This window comes from Paraburkholderia sp. GAS448 (genome assembly GCF_050435685.1).
GTDB lineage: Bacteria > Pseudomonadota > Gammaproteobacteria > Burkholderiales > Burkholderiaceae > Paraburkholderia.
The window spans coordinates 17,278-38,255 of record NZ_JBNDKT010000021.1; the positions used below are offsets into that span (position 1 = coordinate 17,278).

The window sequence follows — 20,978 nt, forward strand, 5'->3', positions numbered from 1 at the left end:
CGGCCATGAAAAAAGAGCCCAACCCACCTGACGGCGAACCGGACTCATCGTGCCTGAACAACAATCATACCGAAGTCCTGGCCGATACGCCGATGGAGCAGTACCGCGCCGTGCTCGCGCGCATGATTGTCCCGTCTGCGCCTGAGCCGTTCCGGCATGTGCTGTACTTCGTGAAGCTGGCAAGCGCCGAATTGCTGGCCGCCGCCTCATACGCGGAGGCTCATCTATGAACGGGCAGAACGTAACCCCGCACGCGTTGCGCGAACGCGTCGAAGCGCAGATAGAAAAGGAACTCGCCCGCTGCGAAGCCCGCATGACACCCGCGCAATGGGCGGAACATCGCGATTGGGTGCGTGATTACGTTGTCGTTGCCGCTCGCCAATGGCTGTGCAACAGGTCACGCGAGGGGCAGCTATGACCGCCTATCTCGACGACGACGAGTACGAACGTGCCGCCGCCCGCGATGCCTTCGTGAAGGGTGGGCGTGAACGTGCCCAGGCACGTCGCGCAAACGGACACGCTGACGGGGCAGACGACCTGTCTGGATGGCCCGATCCGCGCCCGCTGCCCGACGCGACGCTCGCGCCGGTCGAGCCGTTCGACTTCGCGCTGCTGCCCGAATCATTGCGTCCGTTTGCACAGGACATCGCGACCCGGATGCAATGCCCGCCCGACTTCGTGGGCATTACGCTCGTTGCCGCGCTCGGCATTGTGATCGGCAGGCGTGTTGGTATACGTCCGAAGCGGCGCGACGACTGGACCGAATATCCGAACCAGTGGGCATGCCTCATTGGCCGTCCCGGCACGATGAAAAGTCCTGCGATGGAGGAAGCGCTGACACCGCTGCGCTGGCTGGAAGCTCGATTTAACGAACGCTTCGCCGATGAAGTCGCCGCGCACGAAGCCCGCGCGGTGCTGCTGAAAATGCGCCGCGCCGCCGAAGACAAACGCATCGAGGGGGAACTCAAGAAAAATCCCGACGCGGCTGTACAGCGCCGCACCTTCGACGACGAAGATCCGCCCGCGCTGCGCAGGCTGCTGGTCCACGATACGAGCGTCGAGAAGCTACAGGTGATCCTTTCGGAAAATCCTGATGGTGTGGGCGTCGTGCGTGACGAATTGGTGAGCCTGTTCCGTTCGCTCGACAAGGAAGGCCAGGAAAGTTCAAGAGGTTTTTATCTGACCGGCTGGGCTGGCAAGCAAGGCTATTCGGTTGACCGCATCGGGCGTGGGCACGTGCATATCCCTGCGGTCTGTTTGTCGTTGATCGGCTCGACACAACCCGGACGCATTGCCGACTACTTGCGCGAGGCGGCGCTCGGGGGCGCGGGTGACGATGGCCTGATGCAGCGTTTCGGCCTGCTCGTATGGCCGGACGTGTCGCGTGAGCCGTGGCAGAACGTCGACGTCGAACCCGACGCGGCGATGAAGCGGCAGGCGTTCGACGTATTCGACCGCCTGATGACCGCCTCGCCCGTGCACGACTGGCGCGCGGAGTATCCGGTGAACCATGCAGGCGAACCCGACGAGACACAGCCGCCATTCCTGCGACTCGATGAAGAGGCCGTAGAGATATTTGTTGAATGGCGGCACGGGCACGAAGACGAACTGCGTTCCGGCGAACTGCCCGAAGCCATCGAGGCGCATCTGGTGAAATACCGCAAGCTGGTCCCGGCGCTCGCGCTGGTCTTCCATCTTGCGGACGGGGGACGCGGCCCGGTCAACGCGGCGTCGATGGAGCGCGCGATTGCATGGTCGCGCTATCTGCGCTCCCATGCGCAGCGGGCTTACGGCATGTGCCTTGTAACGCCGGTTGATCGTGCCCGCGCCCTGCTGGAAAAGATCACACGCGGGCGTATTGCACCCGGTGAGCAGTTCGCGTTGAAGCGAATTTACGACGCGGGCTGGTCCCGGCTGGCGACGAGGGAGCAAGCACAGGAGGCCGTAGACGTGCTGGTCGAGCATGGTTACCTCGCCGTCGATGACGCTGGCGGCAAGTCGGAATCGGGCGGCAGGCCGAAAGAGGCTCGCTATATCGTCAACCCCAAAGCGATGCAGTGACGCTAATGAAATTTCGTGGACACGCTAGGTAAGGTGCCAGCAAAACCCGCAAAACCCCTTTTGCTGGTTTTGCGGTGTCATCAGGTAGCGTATGTGCAAAAAACGCGGTGGACGTGAAGGAGTGCGGAACATGGGCTCGATGGAGCGGTGCAAAGGCGCACGCGGCGAACTGGAACTTGTCGGGTTGCTTCACGATGCGTTGGGCGTGAACGCGCAGCGTCGATGTCGGCAGCACGAAGGCGATTCCGACCTCGTAGGCATCGATGGCTGGACCGTTGAATGCAAGCGGCGCAAAGCGGCGGCGCGCGCTGACCTGATGGCGTGGTGGGCACAGACGGTCGAGCAGGCCCGCGCAAACGACGAACTGCCCGTGTTGTTCGTGCGCGTCGACCGGACGCCCTGGCGCGTTATCTGGCCGCTGGCGGTATTGCTCGACGTGCGACCGCGTGACGGCTGGTTCGATTTCGACCTGACCGTCGAAAGTTCGATTGCTGCCTGGGCAGCGGTGGCCCGCGAACATGCGGCGGCGTCATTGATGGCAGCGGAGGCGGAAACATGGTTGATGCCCTGATTGCAGGCCGCCTGCATGGCAAGCCGCAGCAGCGTACCGCGAGCAACGGCAGCGGCAAAACGTTCGTGACGGCGACGCTGCGCTGTGGCACGGGCGACGGCGAAGCGGTGTTCGTGAGCGTGATCGCGTTTTCCGACCGCGTGAAGGCCACGTTGCTGGGGCTGGACGATAACGATAGCGTGGCGTTATGCGGATCGCTGACAGTCGGTCTGTGGACGCCTGCGGACGGCGAGCCGAGGCCGCAGGTGAAGCTGACCGCGACGTCGGCGCTATCGCCCTACCATGTCACGAAGCGCCGCGCCGCCGTACAGGACGCGCGCCGGGCGGTGCGAGGCGAGCGCGCACCGGCTGCCGCTGGTGGAGGGTTTTTCGATGACGACCTTTGACCCTGAGCGCATGGTGGCGCATCGCGAACTGTTGAGGGCTGCAAACTTCAAACGGGTTTCGTTCTTTCTGTGCGATGAATCGCGCCGAATGCTGGCGGCGCAGCGACGTCGCGGCGAATCGTTATCCAACGCGCTCAACAGGCTGCTGAGCAACACCAGCGGTTGTGCACGCAACGAAAGCCCGGAGGACGCCCGCGAGTTTGCGCGTCGCGTACAGCACGCCAGAAACGAAATTCTCCACAGCTTGCGACCGAGCAACACGAACGGACCTTACACGCTTGCAGTGTGCGTTTTGCGCCCGGACGGCAGTGGCGTCCGCGTCACGCCGGACAGCATCGAACCATTCGACACGCTGCCGCCGTAAGGCGAAAGGCCGTCTCACGCGCGCGCGCGCGCGAGTGCTACACCTACCCCTCGCAAGCCGTTGCAGGGCCCGGCGTGGATCGCGTGAATTTTCAGTTTCGTATGCTCGGCCCATGAATGACCGGCAGCGGCTCCACGCCAACGCGCGCAGGCCGTCGATTACCGTGATGCTGGCAAGCGCGGCACCGGTGGATCTGCCGGCTCATCAGGGGGCAGTACTTCCCACTCTACAGGCGGGGCTGCCCGGATTTTTAGCCGCCGCCCGCGCCCGCGATGCCATGCAATAAGCGATTTAAGCCCGTGAATGGTCAACACAACCGTGCAGGTTGTGCATTGGGTCATTTGCCCGACCGTCAGTTGCGAGAATAGATAGTCCAGCACTCTGTCGCCATATAGTTGTTGATCAGAATCACCCGGTCTCGATTCTGCACCCACGCCCACGCCCCGGATGTCGGATTGACCACCATCGGGTAACTATCGACCATCGGTTATCCCCGCGTCTGTCTGTGCACTGCTCGCCGGCTGCTGGGGTGGTGACATAAGCCATAATCAGATAACCGCCCGCAGGGAGCGACACGAAGCGTGCGGCCTGACACGGCGGCAGCCCGGCTTGCTCGCCCGCGCGTTTCCCGATTGTGGCGCGCGGGCATTTTTTGCGACTGTTTGCCTTGGGCCGAGCGTCCTACGATTGCCGGGTCGCCAGCACGACCACGTTGTCGGCGTCGGTGCGGGTGAGCAGGACTAGCCGCTCGCCGAGCAGTCGCCACGCGTGGCGCATTTCCGGCTCGTAGCCGTACGTCTGGTACGTGCGCTTGATTCGATTTTCTTCGCGGTGGTTCAGGCATTTTTCGACGACGACGGGCAGCACGCCGAGGCCCTGCATCATCGTCGCCGCCGTGCGCCGCAAATCATGCAGCGTCCATTTCTCGTCGCCGAGAACGAGCGCGTTTTCGAGTTTCGTGCGCTTGCTGTGCGCCTTTCGTTCGTAGAATTTCAGTTGCCGGTCGCCAATCTGTTTCGCGAGTCCCTTGGGGTTGGCGTGCGTCTCGCTGCCGTCGCGCTTGCGGGCGGGCAGCAGCCATTCGTCGCTGTCCGAAGCGTCGAGCAGGACGCGCATATGGTCCGTTGCAAAGCCGGACAGGTAGACGACGTGTGCATCACTGTTCTTCGAATGCTCGGCTGGTATGCGCCACTCGCCCTTGTCGAGGTCGATATCGCAGCGGCGTGCCTTTGCCAGTTCGCCAACCCGCGCGCCCGTGGCGAGCAGAAGCCAGACGACATGCCGCGTGGACTGTTGCAGGCCACTGGCCGCCAGCACGCCGGGCAGCGCGCGGATTTCGCTTTCTGGCAGCGTGCGCTCGCGGGTGTCCTCGCGCCCGCCGACATGCCGCTTTTCAATTCCGGCAGTCGGGTCGGCGGTCACGATCTCGCGAACGAGCGCGAAGCCGAACATCTGGCGTAGTTCGGCCAGTATGCGGTTGGCCAGCCTTGCCGCGCCGCGCGCTTTCACGCCGTCGAGTATGGCCATGAGGTCGGCGCGTTTGACGTCGGCGGCGGCGCGCTCGCCTATGTTACTCAGGACGTCTTTTTCGAGACCGCGCACGGTTTCCGCGCCGCCATCCTTCCGGCCAGCCAGTTCGGCCAGTTTCCATTGCTCAAACAGCTTGCGCACGGTCAGGCGCTGTTCGCGTTTTGCGCGCGTGTCCGCCTCTGCCTGGCGCTCGTCTTCGAGGCGCTGCTGATAGTCGATGCCCTGTTTCCCTAGCGCTTTGATCTCGCTGGCCAGGCGTCGTGCATCTTCGAGCGACAGATGCCCCGCGTCTGTTTTCACGCCGAAAGGGCGCGGCAGGCAGTACTGACGCTCGCAACCGTTGACGTGGTATCGCACCAGCCAGGATTTGAGGCCGCTTGGTTCGATGCGTACCTGCAAGCCGCGACCGTCGGTGAGCTTGTAGCGCGCTGTGGCGGGTTTGGCGGCGACTATCGCGCGCACGGTGAGATTGCCCATCTGGTGTTACTCCATCTCTTCGGTCCGGCTAGGGTCCGGATTCGGTCCGGATTTTCCGTAGCTCGCGGTAGAACGCGGTAGAATCGTGAAGAACAGAGTTTAGACGTAAACCATTGTTTACGCTAGGTTTTTGTGTTCTACCGCGTTCTACCGGGTTCCACGCAGGATGAGGAAATACCTTTATGGGGTGCAGGTGGTCGGAGGTTCAAATCCTCTCGCCCCGACCAAGGAAATCAAGGACTTACGGTGTCATGCCGTAAGTCCTTTTTTCTTTTCTGGGGTTCGTGCCCGAACAGTGCCCGAAACGGATCGTAGTCAGGCGCATGCAGCCGATAGTCATTGAAGGTGTTACTACTTCGCCTTCGACGATTCCCGAAGGGCCTCGGCATTTGCCTGGCTGAACAACAGGTGGGCGGTTTTGCTCGTGTTCGGCCCGCTCTTCTTCGCGCGCAGCCCGCGCCCGATGCGCTGGCGGGCCTACTTCCCGAAAAACCAGAACATGTGATTGAACGAAGCCTGGACCACGCCGGTTACGCTGCCAGCCGCTCGAAATGGTGATGCAAGCCGCCAGCATCCGGGAACTCGACGACCGTGCCGCGTTCGGGCGGCTGCAGCGCCTCTGGTCACCATGGAAATCCCCTATGAAACATCGATCTCCATGAAAGCCGGGAGAAGGACTCGTTTCCCTAGAATCGCTCCATCGATGCAGACAGGCGACATTCCGCCGCCACAGACAAAAACGGAGACTATCGATGACCACGAGCTTTCGCACGCTGCGCCATATCGCCATCGCTTCCAGCCTGCTATTTGGCCTTGCCTCGCAACAAGCGATGGCGGCCGACGGCGGCAAGATCACGATCATGGTGGGCGGCATCACCAAGCTGATCTATCTGCCTGCACGCCTGACCGAACAACTCGGCTATTTCAAGGACGAAGGGCTCGACGTTGAACTGTTGTCGCAGCCGGCCGGCGTTGACGCTGAAAACGAATTGCTGGCTGGCGCTGTACAGGCTGTTGTCGGTTTCTATGACCACACGATCGATCTGCAAACCAAAGGCAAGGACGTCAAGGCGATCGTCGTGTTCGGTCAGGTACCGGGCGAGGTCGAAATGGTGTCGACCAAGGCCGCCGATACGGTCAAATCGATGGCCGATGTCAAGGGCAAGACGCTCGGCGTGACGGGCCTCGGCTCGTCGACAAGCTTCCTGACTCAATACCTTGCCGGACAGCACGGCATCCAGTCGACGGAATACACGATGCTGCCGGTGGGCGCCGACGCCAGCTTTATCGCGGCAATCAAGCAGGGCCGTATCGACGCTGGCATGACGACCGAGCCCACTGTATCCGCATTGCAGAAGTCCGGCGACGCGAAGGTGCTCGTCGATATGCGCTCGGTCGAGGGCACGAAGGCGGCGTTGGGCGGCACCTACCCGGCGTCGAGCCTCTATGTGCAAGCGGCGTGGGCTGATGCGCACAAGGCTGACGCAGCGAAGCTCGCGCATGCGTTCGTTCGCACGATGCAGTTCATCCACACGCATAGCGCCGAAGAAATCGCCGCAAAGATGCCCGACGACTACCAGAAGGACAAGCCGCTCTACGTGAGTGCACTGAAGGCGTCGCTGCCAATGTTCACGCCGGACGGCAAAATGCCGGCCGACGGTCCGGCGACCGTGTTGAAAGTGTTGTCGGCGTTCAACCCATCAGTCAAGGGCAAGCACATCGAGATGGCTAAAACCTATACCAACGAGTTTGTTGACGCGAAATAAGTCAGCACTCGCCGGTTGCGCTGCGTCTGTATCCGATGCGGCCGGATTTCGTTGCGCTTCCGGTGCCGCGTTCGCGGTACCGGCCACTTCCACGGATGTTCCTGATGAACCACGCTGTTTCCCAAGACACCCCTGTGATCGAGTTCCGCTCGGTCTCGTGCCGTTTCATTTCCCCGGACGGCAAGGCGACGATCGCGTTGCGCGATTTCAGCATGTCGGTGGCGAGAGGCGAATTCGTCGCCGTCGTCGGACCGACGGGCTGCGGCAAGTCGACGACGCTCAGCATGATCACGGGCCTCCTCAAGCCGACCACCGGTGAAGTGCGCGTAATGGGTGCGCCGGTGGATGGCATCGATCCGCGCATCGGCTTCGTGTTTCAGGCGGACGCCGTGTTTCCGTGGCGTTCGGTGCTCGATAACGTCGCGGCGGGTCCGCTGTATCGCGGGCGCTCGAAATCGGCGGCGTACGACGAGGCCGATGAATGGCTGCGCCGTGTCGGTCTCGACAAGTTCGGCAAGCACTATCCGCATCAACTGTCGGGCGGGATGCGCAAGCGCGTCGCGCTGGCGCAGACCTTCATCAACAAGCCGGAAATCCTGCTGATGGACGAGCCGTTCTCCGCGCTCGACATGCAGACCCGCACGCTGATGCAGGATGAGCTGCTGCAACTGTGGTCAGGCACGGGCTCGGTCGTGTTCGTCACGCACGATCTCGAAGAAGCGATTGCGCTCGCCGACCGTGTGTTCGTGCTGACTGCGCGGCCCGCGACGCTGAAGAAGGTCTATGAGATCGACCTGCCGCGTCCGCGCGTCACGTCGGAGATCCGCTACGACCCGCGCTTCATCGAGATCTCACGCGATATCTGGCACGACCTGCGCGAAGAAGTGCAGATCGGTTAATCAAGCAAAGCGGAGCACATCAGGCATGTCCACCCCTCAACAAACGATGCCGTCGGGCATTGACGCCACGTCGCTCGCGCAGGTCGAGCGCGTCGCACAAAAGCGTATCCGTCAGCGTCAGGCGCTGGTGATTTCGCTGCGCATTCTCGTGCTCATCGTCGTGCTCGGCGGCTGGGAACTGTCCGCGCGGCTCAAGTGGATCGATCCGTTCTTTTTCTCGATGCCCTCGGCGATCTTCAATCAGATCATCGACTGGTTCGTGAACGGCACCTCGCAAGGGCCGCTTCTCACGCAGGTCTGGGTGACGCTCGAAGAGACCGGTCTCGGTTTCATCATCGGCTCGGTGGCCGGCGTGTTTTGCGGCATCGTGCTCGGCCGCAACAAGCTGCTGTCCGACGTGTTCAGCCTCTACATCCAGATCGCGAATTCGATCCCGCGTGTCGTGCTCGGCTCGGTGTTCGTGATCGCGCTTGGCCTCGGGATGGCGTCGAAGGTCGCGCTGGCGGTCGTGATGGTGTTCTTCGTGGTGTTCGGTAACGCGTTTCAGGGCGTGCGCGAAGCCGACCGCTACATGATCGCGAACGCGCAGATCCTGGGGGCATCGCGCCGTCAGGTGACGACATCGGTGGTGATTCCGTCGGCGCTCAGCTGGATTCTGGCCAGCCTGCACGTGAGCTTTGGCTTCGCGCTGGTCGGTGCGGTGGTCGGCGAATTCCTGGGTTCGAAGCAGGGCATCGGGCTGCTGATCTCGACGGCGCAAGGCGCGTTCAACGCGAGCGGCGTGTTCGCGGCGATGATCGTGCTCGCGGTGGTGGCGCTTACTGCGGACTATCTGCTCACCGCACTGGAAAAGCGTCTGCTGAAGTGGAGACCAGCGGCATTCTGATCTTCAAGGGGGTGGAAGGATACCCCGCCGGTACGGGTGCCCTGGCATCGGGCGTTGACGTGTTGGCCTCGCCACCACAGTCCCCTTGCGCGTGTTGCGCGGTTGAGGAAAGCGATGAAGCTGCTGCTCGTGGAAGACAACGCTGAACTCGCGCACTGGATTGCTAACCTGCTGCGTTGTGAAAACTTCGCGGTTGATTGCGTGGGCGACGGAGAAAGCGCGGATAGAGTGCTGCGGACTCAACGCTACGACGTGGTCCTGCTTGACATTCGGCTGCCGGGGATGGACGGCAAGGAAGTGCTGGCGCGATTGCGCCGCCGCAGCGACAAGGTGCCGGTGTTGATGCTGACGGCCAATGGTTCGACTGACGACAAGGTCGACTGTTTCAGCGCCGGCGCCGACGACTATGTCGTTAAGCCATTTGATGCGCGAGAACTGGTGGCACGAATCAAGGCGCTGATCCGCCGGCAAGCAGGCGAAATGTCGGCCTGTCTCATGTGTGGCGACCTGCAGTACATATCCGATACGCGCGAATTCCTTCACAGTAGCCAGCTGATGGTGTTACGACCTCGTGAGCATACGATCCTCGAAACCCTGATGTTAAGACAGGGCAAGACAGTCTCGAAGACAACCTTGATGGAAAGCATGTTCAGTCTCAACGATGAACCGAGCGCGGACGCCATCGACATTTATATTCACCGCTTGCGCAGACACCTCTCCATGTCGAGCGCGCAGATCATTACATTGCGTGGGCTTGGCTACATTCTGCGCAGCAAGGATGCCACGTAGTTAATGCCGGTTCTGTGACGTATATAAGTAAATGCACTTAGTTGTACAGATGAGACAGGAAAGGTGGCTGAAGGATTGAGATAACTAGGATTACGCCCATCCGCTGACCTGGGCCGTCATGCGGGTATTTGGACTGCAGTTGCAGCGAGCAACAGAGACGAAAATTTTGTGTAGTATTCAGAGGAGACGATCTTGAAGAAAAAGTATCTGGCTCTGGCCGTTACGGCAGGGGCTTTTGCAGCAACCGGCGCGCACGCCCAGTCAAGCGTTCAGCTTTATGGCCTGATGGATCTGAGCGTACCAACCTATCAGTCGCACGCGAATGCGAACGGTGATCACGTGATCGGCATGGGTATTGGCGGCGAACCGTGGTTCAGCGGCAGCCGCTGGGGTCTGAAGGGGGTTGAGGACATCGGTGGGGGTTCGAAGATCATCTTCCGGCTGGAGAGTGAATATCGCGTGAGCGATGGCCAGATGGAAGACCCGGGCCAGCTCTTCGATCGTGACGCGTGGGTAGGCATCCAGAACGACACGTTCGGCAAGTTCACGGCGGGGTTCCAGAACACCATCGCTCGCGACGCATCGACAATTTATGGCGATCCGTATGGCACGGCCCAACTGACCACCGAAGAAGGTGGCTGGACCAATGCGAACAACTTCAAGCAGATGATTTTCTACGCGGCCAGCGCAACGGGCACGCGCTATGAAAATGGCGTCGCGTGGAAGAAACTGTTCAGCAACGGTATCTTCGCCAGTACGGGCTACGCGTTCGGCAACTCAACGAGTTTCGGTACCAACGCCAACTACCAGGCAGCGCTCGGGTACAACGGCGGCCCGTTCAATGTGTCGGGCTTCTATAGCCACGTGAACCGTCAAGGTTTCACCAACCAGTCGTTCTCGGTCGGTGGCAATTACACTTTCGGCATCTTGCGCACCAACGCCGGTTACTTCCGTTACCTGGGTAATCAGGGTACGCTCGGCCAGCGTCAGGACAACGCGTGGACAGTGTCGCTCAAGCTTTCGCCGAAGGGTCCGTTCGACTATCAACTCGGCTATCAGCAGATGCGCACGAAGAACGCCGCGTACAACATCGATGGCAATATCCCGAACGCGAACATTGGCGCTTTTGACCCGACGTCGGCCCTCCACAACGGCTGGAAGGAGACGCTGTACTGGTCGGCCTTCTATCACCTGTCGAAGCGCACGGAAGTGTATGTGGCGGGTGACTACATGAAGCTTCATGGCGGCTACACAGTCGGAACCACCTTTGGTGCGACCAACCAGCTCGAATTGACCACAGGCATCCGCACCCGTTTCTGATCCGGGAATCAGCTTCGCGCTGATCGTTTCATCGATGTGCTCCTACTTGCGGCGGCGGACTTATCCGGCCGCCGCATTTTTTCTGTCTAGCGGGTCGGGGAAAGCATGTTCAGAACTACCACTATCCGGACGGCTCTTACGATCACGATCGCCGGCTACACGGCCGCGCTGATGCTCGTGATCGCAACATCGATCGCCAGCCTGAACACGGCCAACACGGCGCTCGACAGGTTGTACAGCGAGGAGACGGCCGCGCTGCGACATCTTACCGCCAGCAGCGAAGCACTCCTGCAGGTGCGGGTCGATCTCGGTGTGTACGAAACGCTCGTCGCACAAGGAAAACCGACCGACGCCGTGCTCGCGCGAGTGCACGCCGGGCAGGCTGACAGCGATCGCGAACTGGCTGCCTATGCCGCGCAGCCGCCCTCGAATGAGGTTGAGAGGAAGCTGGGCGACGCGCTGCGCGCGAAGCGCGAGCTATTGATGAAACAGGCGCTTGCGCCTGAAATCGCGGCGCTCGACCAGAACGATTTCGCGTCGTTCCGGACGACGCAGCGGCAGGCACCCGACACATTGTTCAGTGACTACAGGAGCGCCGCGCTCGCGCTGGAGGATTTTCAGGCAGAGCAGCAAAAGTCGCGCTTTGCGTCGGCGCAACAGCATTTCCACATGCTGCTCTGGCTGTTCGGCGCAATTGGGTCCGCTGCGATCGTGCTGGGCCTGTTCGCACGCTTCATGCTGACGGCGTCGATCGTGCGGCCCATTAATCAGGCGATTTGTCATTTCGAGCGCATCGCCGCTGGAGATCTGACAAGCGCGATCGATACGCTGCGCGCCAACGAAATGGGCCGGTTGATGACTGCGCTTGCCCGGATGCAGGCAGCGCTCGCCGGTGCCGTGAACCAGGTGCGGCAAGGCACGGCGGCGATCACGCACGGCGTTCGCGAGATCGCGAGCGGCAATGCCGACCTGTCGACCCGCACCGAGCAGCAGGCGGCGACCCTGGAGGAGACCGCATCGAGCATGGAAGAGTTGACTGCCACGGTCCGGCAAAATGCCGACAACGCGCGGCAGGCCAGCGCGCTCGCGGAAAACGCGTCGGAGCTCGCGGCGCGCGGCGGCGACGTCGTCGGCCAGGTTGTCGACGTGATCGCGGACATGTCATCGAGTTCAAGCCGGATCGTCGATATCATTGGTGCGATCGAGGGCATCGCGTTCCAAACCAACATCCTCGCGTTGAATGCAGCCGTCGAAGCTGCGCGGGCCGGCGAGGAGGGACGCGGATTCGCAGTGGTCGCGAGCGAAGTGCGCGCGCTCGCGCAACGCTCGGCCGCTGCGGCGAAAGAGATCAGAGAGCTGATCGGCGATTCGGTTGCCAAGGTGCAGAACGGCAGCGAACTCGCGGCTCGCGCAGGCATGACAATGGCAGAAATCGTTGGGGCGGCACGCAACGTCACTGGCATTGTCCGCGAAATCAGCGTGGCCTCGGAGGAACAGTCGCGCGGCATCGACCAGATCAACCGTGCGGTGACGCAGATGGATAACGCGACCCAGCAGAACGCCGCATTGGTGGAGCAGGCAGCCGCGGCCGCTGCGTCGCTGGAAGAACAGGCGCGCGCTCTCGACGGCGCAGTGGCGGTTTTCCGGCTGGATGAAAAAGCAGAATCGTCTGCCGGGAAACCCGGGCAGCAGAACTGGACGGCGCTCAAGCCATCAACCGTAGACGCATGACGACAGCCGAGAGCAGCGAACACTATCTGATCAAGGGCCTCACGCACCACCGGAAGGTATTCCGCCCGGGCGACTGGGCCGAGCGTCTGATGGGCGTCATCGTTCTCTTCGTCGGGGAGCGTCGGCCCGGCATCCATATTGCCTCAACGCAGCTCGCCATGCCTCTCGTCGACGCCGGCGTTAAATGCCTGAGTGTTTCCAGTGAACTCCGGAGAGTTTGCCCTGAAGCGTTTGATTTCGTTGTCCGGTTTGCCGAAGACAATGATCTTCCGGTGGACAGTCGTTTGACGTCCAGCGACGGGGCTCGCCGGTCGGGTCCGGCGCCGGTTGACTGATTTGCGCCCTATTGGTACGGCGCTTCTTCCCGCGGGCCAGGCTATGCGATGGTCGAGTCCGCCACAGTCCAACCTGCCGCGTCGATTGGCGGTTCAGGCAATAGGGTTGCGTGCACGATGAACGCGCAAGCGGCAATGCGGCGCGTTTGCTCCGGTTTGCTCACATGCAGCCTTTTGTTCGGTCTCACCGGATGCAATGCGCTGGGCGGACCGCCGCCACCGGAATAACCAGGCCCCCGCGCCCCGTATCCTTTCCCGAACGACGTTCCACTTCGTACCGAATGAGCGATGTCCACTGGAATCAGCCGATCACTGGTGCGTACTATTTCCTGAGCAAGCGCACCCGCTTCTACGCGTCGGCGTCGTACCAGTTTGCGTCGGGCCCGCTTGTCGCGACTCAGGGTCAGGGCTTCTACAACGAGGCGTCGTCGAACAGGCGTCAGGCGTTGGCGCGCATAGCCATCATCCACAAGTTCTAACGGGAGGGTGTCGGGCGGTGACACACATCCGTGGTCAACGCCCGGCTGGTCGTGTGGAGTACGGCTGATCATTCCCTGCCGGGTGCCACCACTCACCCGACTGGTAATGTGCACGCCTTCGGTTCTGGAGCGACAATTGTCGTTCGTCGATTCCGAAGACAGAGGCTTTTCACCTCTGGGGACCTACCTGATTGAACGCCAACGGTAGCTCGCGAATCTTCACCTGCTGCGCTCGGCATGGCAGGCCTCACCGGAGCAACGCTTCTCTTTCAACTGCGCGGCGGCGTACCTGCCGCCGCCCTATGACAAGGATCATCAAGGTCATGCAGAACTTTCTCGCCGAAATCCATCCGAGCCGATGGACCTTCCTCTGGGATGCGCTCGCCGCCTTCTCGACGCAGTTGTGCGCGGCCGTATTGATACTGGCCATTGGCTGGTGGATATCGCGCCGCGTTTCGCTCTGGTTGGGCCGTCTGCTCGCACGTCAATCGCGTATGGACGCCACGTTGATCCCGATCCTCTGTGACACGAGCCTGTGGGGCCTTCGTGTCGTCGCAATCATCGGGGCGCTGTCGGAGCTGGGCATCCAGACGGCCAGCATGGTCGCGGTGCTCGGCGCCGCCGGCCTCGCGATCGGTCTCGCGTTGCAAGGCACGATGCAGAATATCGCGGCTGGCATCATGCTGCTGCTGTTAAGGCCGTTCAAGGTCGGCGACTATATCGACGGCGGAGCGGGCAATGTCGCGGGCACGGTCGAGGAAGTCAGCCTGTTCACGACGCGTCTCACCAAACCCGACGGCATCTGCGAATACGTGCCGAACAGTGCCCTGTGGAGCAATTCGATCCGCAATTACAGCCGCAATCCAACGCGCCGGCTCGATCTCGAAGTGGAGATCTCGGTGCGCGACGATGTGGATCGTGCGCTGCAGGCGCTGCGCACTCTCGCTGCAGCCGACCCGCGCGCGCTCAAAGAGCCCGCGCCACAGGTGATGGTCAGCCGCTTCGACGACAGCACGGCGGTGTTGAATATCCGCGTCTGGTCGAAGATCGACGTGTTCTGGGACATGCGCTGGGATCTCGCGCGCCAGGTGCGGCAGACACTGACCGACGCGCAATGTTCGTTGCCGTTGCGCACCCGCGAATTGCACATCGTGCAGAGCACGACGACTGGCGACGCGCCCGCCGCCGGCCAGGCAGGCCCGTCCGTCGCCGGATAACGGGGTAGAGGTTGTAAGCCTGCAGCAATGCTGGAAGTCTCTTTTGCAGGCAAAGGCAGTCTAGTCGCGATCGTTCTCGTCGCTACCCTGTCGAGGGACGACGTCCAGCCGATAGCCCACGCCGTAAATCGAGCGGATCATGTCGTGATCGGGGCGCACCGTCTGCAGCTTGCGCCGCAGATTCTTCACATGCGAGTCCACCGTGCGGTCCGCGACGACCCGATGGTCGTCGTATAGCTGGCGAAGCAGATGGTCGCGTGAATAGATCCGGCCGGGCGTCGAGTGCAACAGCGCGAGGAGCCGGATTTCGATTGGCGTGAGATTGAGATCCTTGCCGTCCAGCGACGCGGCGTGCCGCTCCAGGTCGATCGCCAGTCCGCTCGAGACCGGCTCCGCTCCCGCGCGCCCCGCGCCTCCCATGCCCGATAGCGACTCGATGCGCCGCATTATCGCCTTCACGCGCGCAACCACTTCGCGCGGACTGAACGGCTTGCACACATAGTCGTCCGCGCCCAGTTCCAGCCCGAGCAGCCGGTCGATTTCGTCGACCCGCGCCGTCAGGATGATCACGGGGATATCGGAAAACGTCCGCAGCTCGCGGCAGATCTCGAGCCCGCCTCGTCCCGGCAGCATGAGGTCGAGCAGGATCAGCGACGGCGGATTGGAGCGCACCGAGGCCATTACCTCGCGCCCGTCGGCGATTACGCGGGTTTCGAAGTTCTCGGCTCGCAGATAGTCGGTCAGCAGCGCCGACAGTTTCGGCTCGTCTTCGACGATCAGGATCGAAGCCGGAGACCGCGGAGAAGGGAAGTCAGTCATCTCTGGATTCTAGTGTGGCGAACCGGACCATGATCCACAGTCCGCCCAATGGAGAGCGCAGCGCGGCGATCGTGCCGCCATGCTCGTTCACGATGTGCTTGCACAATGCGAGCCCGAGGCCCGCGCCGCCGCTTTGACGGCTGCGCGATGCGTCAACGCGGAAGAGCCGGTCGAACAGATGCGGCAACAACGGCTCGGGCACGGCGGGGTAGGAATCCTGGACATCGATCTGGATCTCGTGTGCATTCTTCGTGACCGCGACGCGCACCGTGCCGCCTTCATCCGTGTAACGCATTGCGTTTTCGAGCAGGTTCTTCATCAGCTGCGTCAGGCGGTATGGGTCGCCGAGCATGATGACGCTTGCCTCGCCGGCTTCCGTCTGCAGCGCGATCTTCTTGTCGGCGAGACGGTCGCGGAACGATTCGGCTGCCGCCTCGACGACGGGCCCCACGTCGAGCCGCACTTTCTCGAAGGACAGTTCGCCGATGTCGGCGAGCGACAGTTCGAACAGATCGTCGATCAGCTGGCTCAGGAATGCGACTTCCGCCTGCAATGACGCCAGCGTCGCGCGGTCGGGCTTGCGCACGCCGTCTTCGATCGCTTCGAGTTCGCCGCGCAGGACGGCGAGCGGCGTGCGCAGTTCGTGCGAGATGTCGGCGATGAAATTGCGTCGCGAACGTTCAGCGGTGCCCAGCGACATGGCGAGCCGGTTGAAGTCGGACGCCAGTTCATGCAGTTCGTCGCTGCCGGAGTCGGGTACGCGAATCGTATAGTCGCCGCTCGCGAGGCGATGCGTCGCCTCGACGAGCCGGCGCACGGGCGCGAGCAGCACGCGCGCGAGCACGACCGCGACGCCGGCCGCAAGCAGCGCGGCGAAGCCGACGATGATCCACGTCGCGCGAATCTGCTGCGTCTGGAATTGCCGGTCGGCGGAATGCAGCAGCATGTCCGGGCCGCCGACGGCCAGCCAGCCGATCAGTTTGCCATCCGCGCTCAGCGCTTCACGCGGTTCATCGGGTGGTGGCGGTGGACCTTTCTGAAGCACGACCTTCAGGTTCGCGTCGTAGACCCGGAACGGCGGATGCCGGTTGCCCTGTGAACCGGGACCTGGACCGGGTGCGCCGCGCGCATCCGGTGGCGCGTCGAGGCCCGTCGGCGGCGGCCCCTGCTGTGCCGTGCTGCCGGGCGCGCCTTGCGGCGAAGGAAGACGCAGCCCGTCAGGCGGCGCGTTCATGTCGGGTGGCCCCGGCGGGCCGCCCGCGTCGTTCAGCTCGGGAATGGCCGCCGATGCAGCGGCCGTGTCTTTCGCGAAGTCCCAGCTCTTGTGTATTGCCCAGGCGGTTTCGAGTTCGCGCTTCAATTGCGCGGATTCCGAGTGCGACTGCGTCTGCAGATAGCCGATAAAACCGCGCTCGAAGCTCATGCGCACGGCAATGCCCATCGTCACGGCCACCAGGATGCAGGCGGCCGAGATCGCGACAAAAAGCTTCGACGTGATGCCGACTTTCATGGACATTCCCAACGGCCGCCACCTTTCATTCTTCGTTCCCTGATTTCCCCGCAATCGTGCCGCGTCCTGTCCGACAGGCCGATCATTCGGCGCGATCACCCGGCGCGACGCTGCCCGCCGGCGCCCGAGCCGCTATTTTGACGTGAGCGGCAACGCAGTGGACGATCGTTCGGCAATCTCCACGGATTCTCCTTTTTTTTCACCATCTTGCCTGCACAGTTGCTCTCTATGATGGGCATCGATCCGGGCGTGTCGCCACATCCGGACGGGCGTGCGGATCGTCGCGAATGCCGTCGGAAGGCAGGCGCTCTGCCCGTGCTCCAATCTTCACACCAGAGAAGGACGGGAACATCATGACAATCCATCTGCTCGTCGTCGAGCCTGATCAGGAAAGCCGCGACACGCTCCGGGCACATGTGCAGCAGCACAACATCGAGATGTCAGTCCTGTACAACACCGACTCGCTCGAGCGACGCCTCGAACAGGAAGTACCGTCGCTGATCGTCATACGCCACGGCCTGCCCGAGATGGACGGCCTGACGGCGCTGCGGCGGCTGCGTTCGCTGGGCTATGACTTGCCGGTGATCATCGTCAGTCAGTCGGACGACGTGGTGGACAAAGTTCTCGCTTTCGAACTGGGCGCGAACGACTATATCGTCGATCCGCACGACCCGCGCGAGCTGATTGTCCGCGTGCGTAACGCGTTGCGTTCGAGTCCGTCGTTCCCCGCGCCGACATGCATGGAGCAAGAGCGCATCACGTTTGACGATTTCGAACTCGATGTCGCCAACCGCGTTCTGTGCCGTGGCGGCGTCGAGGTGGGGCTACGCAACACCGAATTCGCGCTGCTCGTGGTGCTTGCGTCGCATCCGATGAAAGTGCTGTCGCGCATCCGCATTCTCAACCTGCTGCGGCGGCATTGCAGCGTCACGGAGCGCGGGCTCGATGTCGTCGTTTTCAGGCTTCGCGCCGCACTGAAAGTGTCGCCGGGTGGACGGCAATACATCAAGACGCTGCGCGGCGAGGGCTACATGTTTTCACCCGACGAGTCGCTCGCGCGCCCCGGCATCCCCGAACATCGCGATGGCGCATTCGCGCAGCCCGAGGGCATGCGCATGTCAGGCATTCCGGCGAATGTCCTGCCGGAAGAAAGCGTTCACTTCGAAGACCTGTCGAGGCGAATGCAACAGCACGCGTACTGACGACATGCCGCATCTTTTCCGGCATGCCACCCCTCCCGTGGATGACTACGACCAGGTCCGGATTTGCAACATGCTGAACCGACTCGCTGTCCATGATGGTCTCCTTGACCACTCGCGCCGCTTTCGCCTCAGCGGCCAGAATTCATCACGCGGGGCACGGCATCCTTTCGTTCGTCCGTCCGAGCGACATGATCGGCAGCATGTAAAGCGAATAAATCGGTGCGTTATGTGGGCGAGCACACATACATATGGCCGCATTCGCCAGACGAAGTGCCAACCAGAGGAGCGAGATGGACCTTGATCCCATCTCGCCCACTGAGCGCCTAGAAAGAAGTCCCAATCTGGAACTGGAACACCTGGTACTTGTCGTTCTGATGTCTGATCAGAGGGAAGCCGAGCGAGAGTTTCAACGGGCCGATTGGCGAAATCCATTCCAGACCTGCGCCATAGCTATACCTCAAGCCATTCGCGCCCGTGCTGTTGCCTTCATTGCCCCACACGTTTCCCGCGTCGAGGAATGTGAAGACGCGCAGCGTGCGGTCCCATCCGCTGCCGGGCAGCGGGAACGTCATCTCGACGTTCGCGACCACCATCTTCGACCCGCCGATTGAGTCACCCGTCGACGAATCGCGCGGACCCAGCGAACTCGTTTCATATCCCCGCACCGAGCCGATACCGCCAGCGTAGTAGTTCTTGAAAATCGGATAGGCCTTGCCCGCAAACCCATTGCCGTAGCCAGCCTGAAGATTCAGACCCAGAATGAAGCCGCGCGCGAACGAGTAGTAATACTGGCTCTGCACGTCGGCCTTGTAGTATTCGGTTTCTCCCGCCGGCGTGCCGACTTCGCCGTTCGCCTGCAGCAGATAGCCGCGGCTCGGCACGAGCACGCTGTCGCGCGCGTCGCGCGACCATCCCGCTGTGAGCGGGACGTTGTTGACCACGCGGCCAAACTCCTTCACGTAGTCGAGATAGCTTTGCGGTGTCGATGAATCGGTATTGAAGCGGTCCTGCTCGATACCCAGGCCAAAGTAGACGGTGTCGACCTCCGAGAAAGGAATGCCGAACTTCAGGTCCGCCCCGAGCGAGATAATGCGAAAGCTTTCGTCGTTGCTGTAGTAAAGCGGATAGCTGGTGCGATAGTAGACATCGGAAATCCGCTTGATGCCGTCGACGGTGAAGTACGGGTCCGTCTGCGTCACCGAAAGCGTGCGGTAGGTCTTCGCGGTGTTCACATTGAGGGCGAGGCTGGTGCCTGAGCCGAACACATTGTCCTGCGAGACGCCAGCGGAAAGCACTACCTTGTCCGATGACGAAAAGCCTGCGCCGAGCGTAATGGCGCCCGTCGGTTTTTCGTTGACCTTCACATCGATGTCGACCTGATCGTCCGAGCCTGCAACGGGAATGGTTGTCACGTCGACATCGGTGAAATAGCCCAGCCGGTTGACGCGGTCTTTCGAAAGCGCGAGGCGGTTGGAGTCGAACCACGCGCTTTCCAGCTGGCGCATCTCGCGCCGGATGACCTCATCGCGCGTGCGCGTGTTGCCCTCGACATTCACTTGCCGCACGTACACGCGACGTCCCGGATCGACCTGCAGTGTCAGCTCGACCGTGTGCTTGCCCTGATCGATCTGGGGGATCGCGTTGACGGCTGCGAACGCGTAGCCGTATTCGCCGAGCCGGTCCACGACCGCTTTCGTGACCGCTCTGAGGCGTTCTTCGGAGAAATTCTCGCCCGGCTTGATGCTGATCAGCTGCGTCAGTTCCGCTTCGCGATCGAGCAGATTGCCGCCAAGCCGGATACCCGTGATGGTGTACGGCTCGCCCTCGTGCAACACGAGCGTCAGATACATTTCCTTCCTGTCGGGCGTCAACGAAACCTGGGTCGAATCGATCCCGAACTCCAGGTAGCCGCGGTTCAGATAGTAACTACGCAGCCGGTCGAGATCGGCGCCAAGCTTCTCTTTCGAGTAGAGGTCGTTCCTGGTGTACCAGGAGAACCAGTTCGGCGTCGACAGTTCCATCTCATCGCGCAGATCGCTTTCCGAAAACACATGATTGCCGATGAAATTGATCTGCCTGATCTTTGCGTTCGGACCTTCGATCACCGAGAACAACACGGACACCCGGCCGTTATCGATCGGCGTGGTCGTGGTCCGCACTTCAGCGGCATAGAAACCGCGCGAAAGATATTGACGCTTGAGTTCCTGCTCGGCCTTGTCGATGAGCGCCTTGTCGAAAGGACGACCTCGCGAAAGACCGACCGCGCGCAATGCCTTGGTCAGATTGTCCTTCTCGAACTCGTGAATGCCCGCGAAATCGATGTCTGCAATCGCGGGCCGCTCGACCACGGCAACGACCGCGATGTCGCCGTCGAGCGAGACGCGCACATCGTTGAAGAGGCCCATATCGTAGATTGCGCGCACGGCCTGTGACGCCTTGTCGTCCGTAAAGACGTCGCCTCGCTTGATGGGCAGATTCGCGAGCACCGTACCGGCCTCGATCCGCGTGAGGCCCTCGATCCTGATGTCCTTGACGGTCACCGGCTGATCGGCATGTGCGGACATCGGCAACAGTGTCGTTGCGCATAGCGTGATCGCACTGGCGAGACAAATGGTTGATGCGCTCTGTTTCATCGA

General features: G+C 61.8%; 20 protein-coding genes. 16 read left to right on the top strand and 4 right to left on the bottom strand.

The genetic code is table 11. The features are described 5' to 3' along the window. Positions 1 to 5: 5 nt before the first annotated feature. The 6 genes from P3T23_RS30215 (at position 6) to P3T23_RS30240 (ending at position 3,382) form a co-directional block, all read left to right on the top strand. Entirely contained in the window at positions 6 to 230 is a 225-nt protein-coding gene (locus P3T23_RS30215; RefSeq protein WP_429319757.1) for a hypothetical protein, read from the top strand. Next, entirely contained in the window at positions 227 to 418 is a 192-nt protein-coding gene (locus P3T23_RS30220) for a hypothetical protein (RefSeq protein ID WP_429319758.1), read from the top strand. Before P3T23_RS30215 ends, P3T23_RS30220 begins: the two co-directional genes overlap by 4 nt. Next, a complete protein-coding gene (locus P3T23_RS30225; RefSeq protein WP_429319759.1) occupies positions 415 to 2,061 on the top strand; it encodes a YfjI family protein in 1,647 nt (548 codons plus the stop codon). Before P3T23_RS30220 ends, P3T23_RS30225 begins: the two co-directional genes overlap by 4 nt. 130 nt (positions 2,062 to 2,191) lie before the next feature. Beyond that, positions 2,192 to 2,632 (top strand): putative PDDEXK endonuclease, encoded by a 441-nt coding sequence (locus tag P3T23_RS30230; protein WP_429319760.1) that lies wholly within the window; start codon positions 2,192 to 2,194, stop codon positions 2,630 to 2,632. After that, entirely contained in the window at positions 2,617 to 3,018 is a 402-nt protein-coding gene (locus tag P3T23_RS30235; RefSeq protein ID WP_429319761.1) for a single-stranded DNA-binding protein, read from the top strand. Before P3T23_RS30230 ends, P3T23_RS30235 begins: the two co-directional genes overlap by 16 nt. Beyond that, positions 3,005 to 3,382 (top strand): hypothetical protein, encoded by a 378-nt coding sequence (locus P3T23_RS30240; RefSeq protein WP_429319762.1) that lies wholly within the window; start codon positions 3,005 to 3,007, stop codon positions 3,380 to 3,382. Before P3T23_RS30235 ends, P3T23_RS30240 begins: the two co-directional genes overlap by 14 nt. A gap of 681 nt (positions 3,383 to 4,063) precedes the next feature. On the opposite strand, the gene P3T23_RS30245 is transcribed toward P3T23_RS30240, so the two are convergent. After that, positions 4,064 to 5,389 carry a tyrosine-type recombinase/integrase gene (locus P3T23_RS30245; protein WP_429319763.1) on the bottom strand — a complete coding sequence of 442 codons (1,326 nt, stop codon included), beginning with the start codon at positions 5,387 to 5,389 and terminating at the stop codon, positions 4,064 to 4,066. 752 nt (positions 5,390 to 6,141) lie between these two features. Between P3T23_RS30245 and P3T23_RS30250 the strand changes: the two genes are divergently transcribed. The 9 genes from P3T23_RS30250 to P3T23_RS30290 all read left to right on the top strand — a co-directional run bounded on the left by P3T23_RS30250 (position 6,142) and on the right by P3T23_RS30290 (position 14,811). Further along, positions 6,142 to 7,155 (top strand): ABC transporter substrate-binding protein, encoded by a 1,014-nt coding sequence (locus P3T23_RS30250; protein ID WP_429319764.1) that lies wholly within the window; start codon positions 6,142 to 6,144, stop codon positions 7,153 to 7,155. A 104-nt stretch (positions 7,156 to 7,259) separates the two neighbouring features. Beyond that, positions 7,260 to 8,054 carry an ABC transporter ATP-binding protein gene (locus tag P3T23_RS30255; RefSeq protein WP_429319765.1) on the top strand — a complete coding sequence of 265 codons (795 nt, stop codon included), beginning with the start codon at positions 7,260 to 7,262 and terminating at the stop codon, positions 8,052 to 8,054. A 25-nt stretch (positions 8,055 to 8,079) separates the two neighbouring features. After that, entirely contained in the window at positions 8,080 to 8,940 is an 861-nt protein-coding gene (locus P3T23_RS30260; RefSeq protein ID WP_429319766.1) for an ABC transporter permease, read from the top strand. 114 nt (positions 8,941 to 9,054) lie between these two features. After that, positions 9,055 to 9,729 carry a response regulator gene (locus P3T23_RS30265; protein WP_429319767.1) on the top strand — a complete coding sequence of 225 codons (675 nt, stop codon included), beginning with the start codon at positions 9,055 to 9,057 and terminating at the stop codon, positions 9,727 to 9,729. 192 nt (positions 9,730 to 9,921) lie between these two features. Further along, positions 9,922 to 11,049, top strand: a complete 1,128-nt coding sequence (locus P3T23_RS30270; protein ID WP_429319768.1) for a porin — start codon at positions 9,922 to 9,924, stop codon at positions 11,047 to 11,049. A 105-nt stretch (positions 11,050 to 11,154) separates the two neighbouring features. Continuing rightward, positions 11,155 to 12,780 (top strand): methyl-accepting chemotaxis protein, encoded by a 1,626-nt coding sequence (locus tag P3T23_RS30275; RefSeq protein WP_429319769.1) that lies wholly within the window; start codon positions 11,155 to 11,157, stop codon positions 12,778 to 12,780. Continuing rightward, the gene (locus tag P3T23_RS30280; RefSeq protein WP_429319770.1) at positions 12,777 to 13,115 is read left to right on the top strand and encodes a DUF3579 domain-containing protein; all 339 of its coding nucleotides are present in this window, start codon (positions 12,777 to 12,779) and stop codon (positions 13,113 to 13,115) included. Before P3T23_RS30275 ends, P3T23_RS30280 begins: the two co-directional genes overlap by 4 nt. A gap of 281 nt (positions 13,116 to 13,396) precedes the next feature. Continuing rightward, entirely contained in the window at positions 13,397 to 13,594 is a 198-nt protein-coding gene (locus P3T23_RS30285; RefSeq protein ID WP_429319771.1) for a hypothetical protein, read from the top strand. Between the two features lie 323 nt (positions 13,595 to 13,917). After that, positions 13,918 to 14,811 carry a mechanosensitive ion channel family protein gene (locus tag P3T23_RS30290; protein WP_429319883.1) on the top strand — a complete coding sequence of 298 codons (894 nt, stop codon included), beginning with the start codon at positions 13,918 to 13,920 and terminating at the stop codon, positions 14,809 to 14,811. Between the two features lie 60 nt (positions 14,812 to 14,871). On the opposite strand, the gene P3T23_RS30295 is transcribed toward P3T23_RS30290, so the two are convergent. Beyond that, positions 14,872 to 15,630 (bottom strand): response regulator, encoded by a 759-nt coding sequence (locus P3T23_RS30295; RefSeq protein WP_429319772.1) that lies wholly within the window; start codon positions 15,628 to 15,630, stop codon positions 14,872 to 14,874. Next, positions 15,623 to 17,140, bottom strand: coding sequence for an ATP-binding protein (locus tag P3T23_RS30300; RefSeq protein WP_429319773.1), 1,518 nt, complete (start codon positions 17,138 to 17,140; stop codon positions 15,623 to 15,625). The genes P3T23_RS30295 and P3T23_RS30300 overlap by 8 nt, the downstream gene beginning before the upstream one ends. A 353-nt stretch (positions 17,141 to 17,493) precedes the next feature. Between P3T23_RS30300 and P3T23_RS30305 the strand changes: the two genes are divergently transcribed. Then, positions 17,494 to 18,342: a response regulator gene (locus P3T23_RS30305; RefSeq protein ID WP_429319774.1), complete on the top strand. Its 849-nt coding sequence runs from the start codon at positions 17,494 to 17,496 to the stop codon at positions 18,340 to 18,342. A 323-nt stretch (positions 18,343 to 18,665) separates the two neighbouring features. Here the strand turns inward: P3T23_RS30305 and bamA are convergent, their stop codons facing one another. Continuing rightward, complete coding sequence (bamA, locus tag P3T23_RS30310) at positions 18,666 to 20,906, bottom strand: outer membrane protein assembly factor BamA (RefSeq protein WP_429319884.1); 2,241 nt, start codon at positions 20,904 to 20,906, stop codon at positions 18,666 to 18,668. Positions 20,907 to 20,978: the final 72 nt, after the last annotated feature.

Coding starts and splice junctions, on each gene's coding strand:
- P3T23_RS30305 (WP_429319774.1), top strand. CDS start 17,494: ATGACAATCCATCTGCTCGTCGTCGAGCCTGATCAGGAAAGCCGCGAC.
- P3T23_RS30290 (WP_429319883.1), top strand. CDS start 13,918: ATGCAGAACTTTCTCGCCGAAATCCATCCGAGCCGATGGACCTTCCTC.
- P3T23_RS30285 (WP_429319771.1), top strand. CDS start 13,397: ATGAGCGATGTCCACTGGAATCAGCCGATCACTGGTGCGTACTATTTC.
- P3T23_RS30225 (WP_429319759.1), top strand. CDS start 415: ATGACCGCCTATCTCGACGACGACGAGTACGAACGTGCCGCCGCCCGC.
- P3T23_RS30240 (WP_429319762.1), top strand. CDS start 3,005: ATGACGACCTTTGACCCTGAGCGCATGGTGGCGCATCGCGAACTGTTG.
- P3T23_RS30215 (WP_429319757.1), top strand. CDS start 6: ATGAAAAAAGAGCCCAACCCACCTGACGGCGAACCGGACTCATCGTGC.
- P3T23_RS30260 (WP_429319766.1), top strand. CDS start 8,080: ATGTCCACCCCTCAACAAACGATGCCGTCGGGCATTGACGCCACGTCG.
- P3T23_RS30250 (WP_429319764.1), top strand. CDS start 6,142: ATGACCACGAGCTTTCGCACGCTGCGCCATATCGCCATCGCTTCCAGC.
- bamA (WP_429319884.1), bottom strand. CDS start 20,906: ATGTCCGCACATGCCGATCAGCCGGTGACCGTCAAGGACATCAGGATC.
- P3T23_RS30245 (WP_429319763.1), bottom strand. CDS start 5,389: ATGGGCAATCTCACCGTGCGCGCGATAGTCGCCGCCAAACCCGCCACA.
- P3T23_RS30220 (WP_429319758.1), top strand. CDS start 227: ATGAACGGGCAGAACGTAACCCCGCACGCGTTGCGCGAACGCGTCGAA.
- P3T23_RS30230 (WP_429319760.1), top strand. CDS start 2,192: ATGGGCTCGATGGAGCGGTGCAAAGGCGCACGCGGCGAACTGGAACTT.
- P3T23_RS30255 (WP_429319765.1), top strand. CDS start 7,260: ATGAACCACGCTGTTTCCCAAGACACCCCTGTGATCGAGTTCCGCTCG.
- P3T23_RS30295 (WP_429319772.1), bottom strand. CDS start 15,630: ATGACTGACTTCCCTTCTCCGCGGTCTCCGGCTTCGATCCTGATCGTC.
- P3T23_RS30300 (WP_429319773.1), bottom strand. CDS start 17,140: ATGAAAGTCGGCATCACGTCGAAGCTTTTTGTCGCGATCTCGGCCGCC.
- P3T23_RS30275 (WP_429319769.1), top strand. CDS start 11,155: ATGTTCAGAACTACCACTATCCGGACGGCTCTTACGATCACGATCGCC.
- P3T23_RS30280 (WP_429319770.1), top strand. CDS start 12,777: ATGACGACAGCCGAGAGCAGCGAACACTATCTGATCAAGGGCCTCACG.
- P3T23_RS30235 (WP_429319761.1), top strand. CDS start 2,617: ATGGTTGATGCCCTGATTGCAGGCCGCCTGCATGGCAAGCCGCAGCAG.
- P3T23_RS30265 (WP_429319767.1), top strand. CDS start 9,055: ATGAAGCTGCTGCTCGTGGAAGACAACGCTGAACTCGCGCACTGGATT.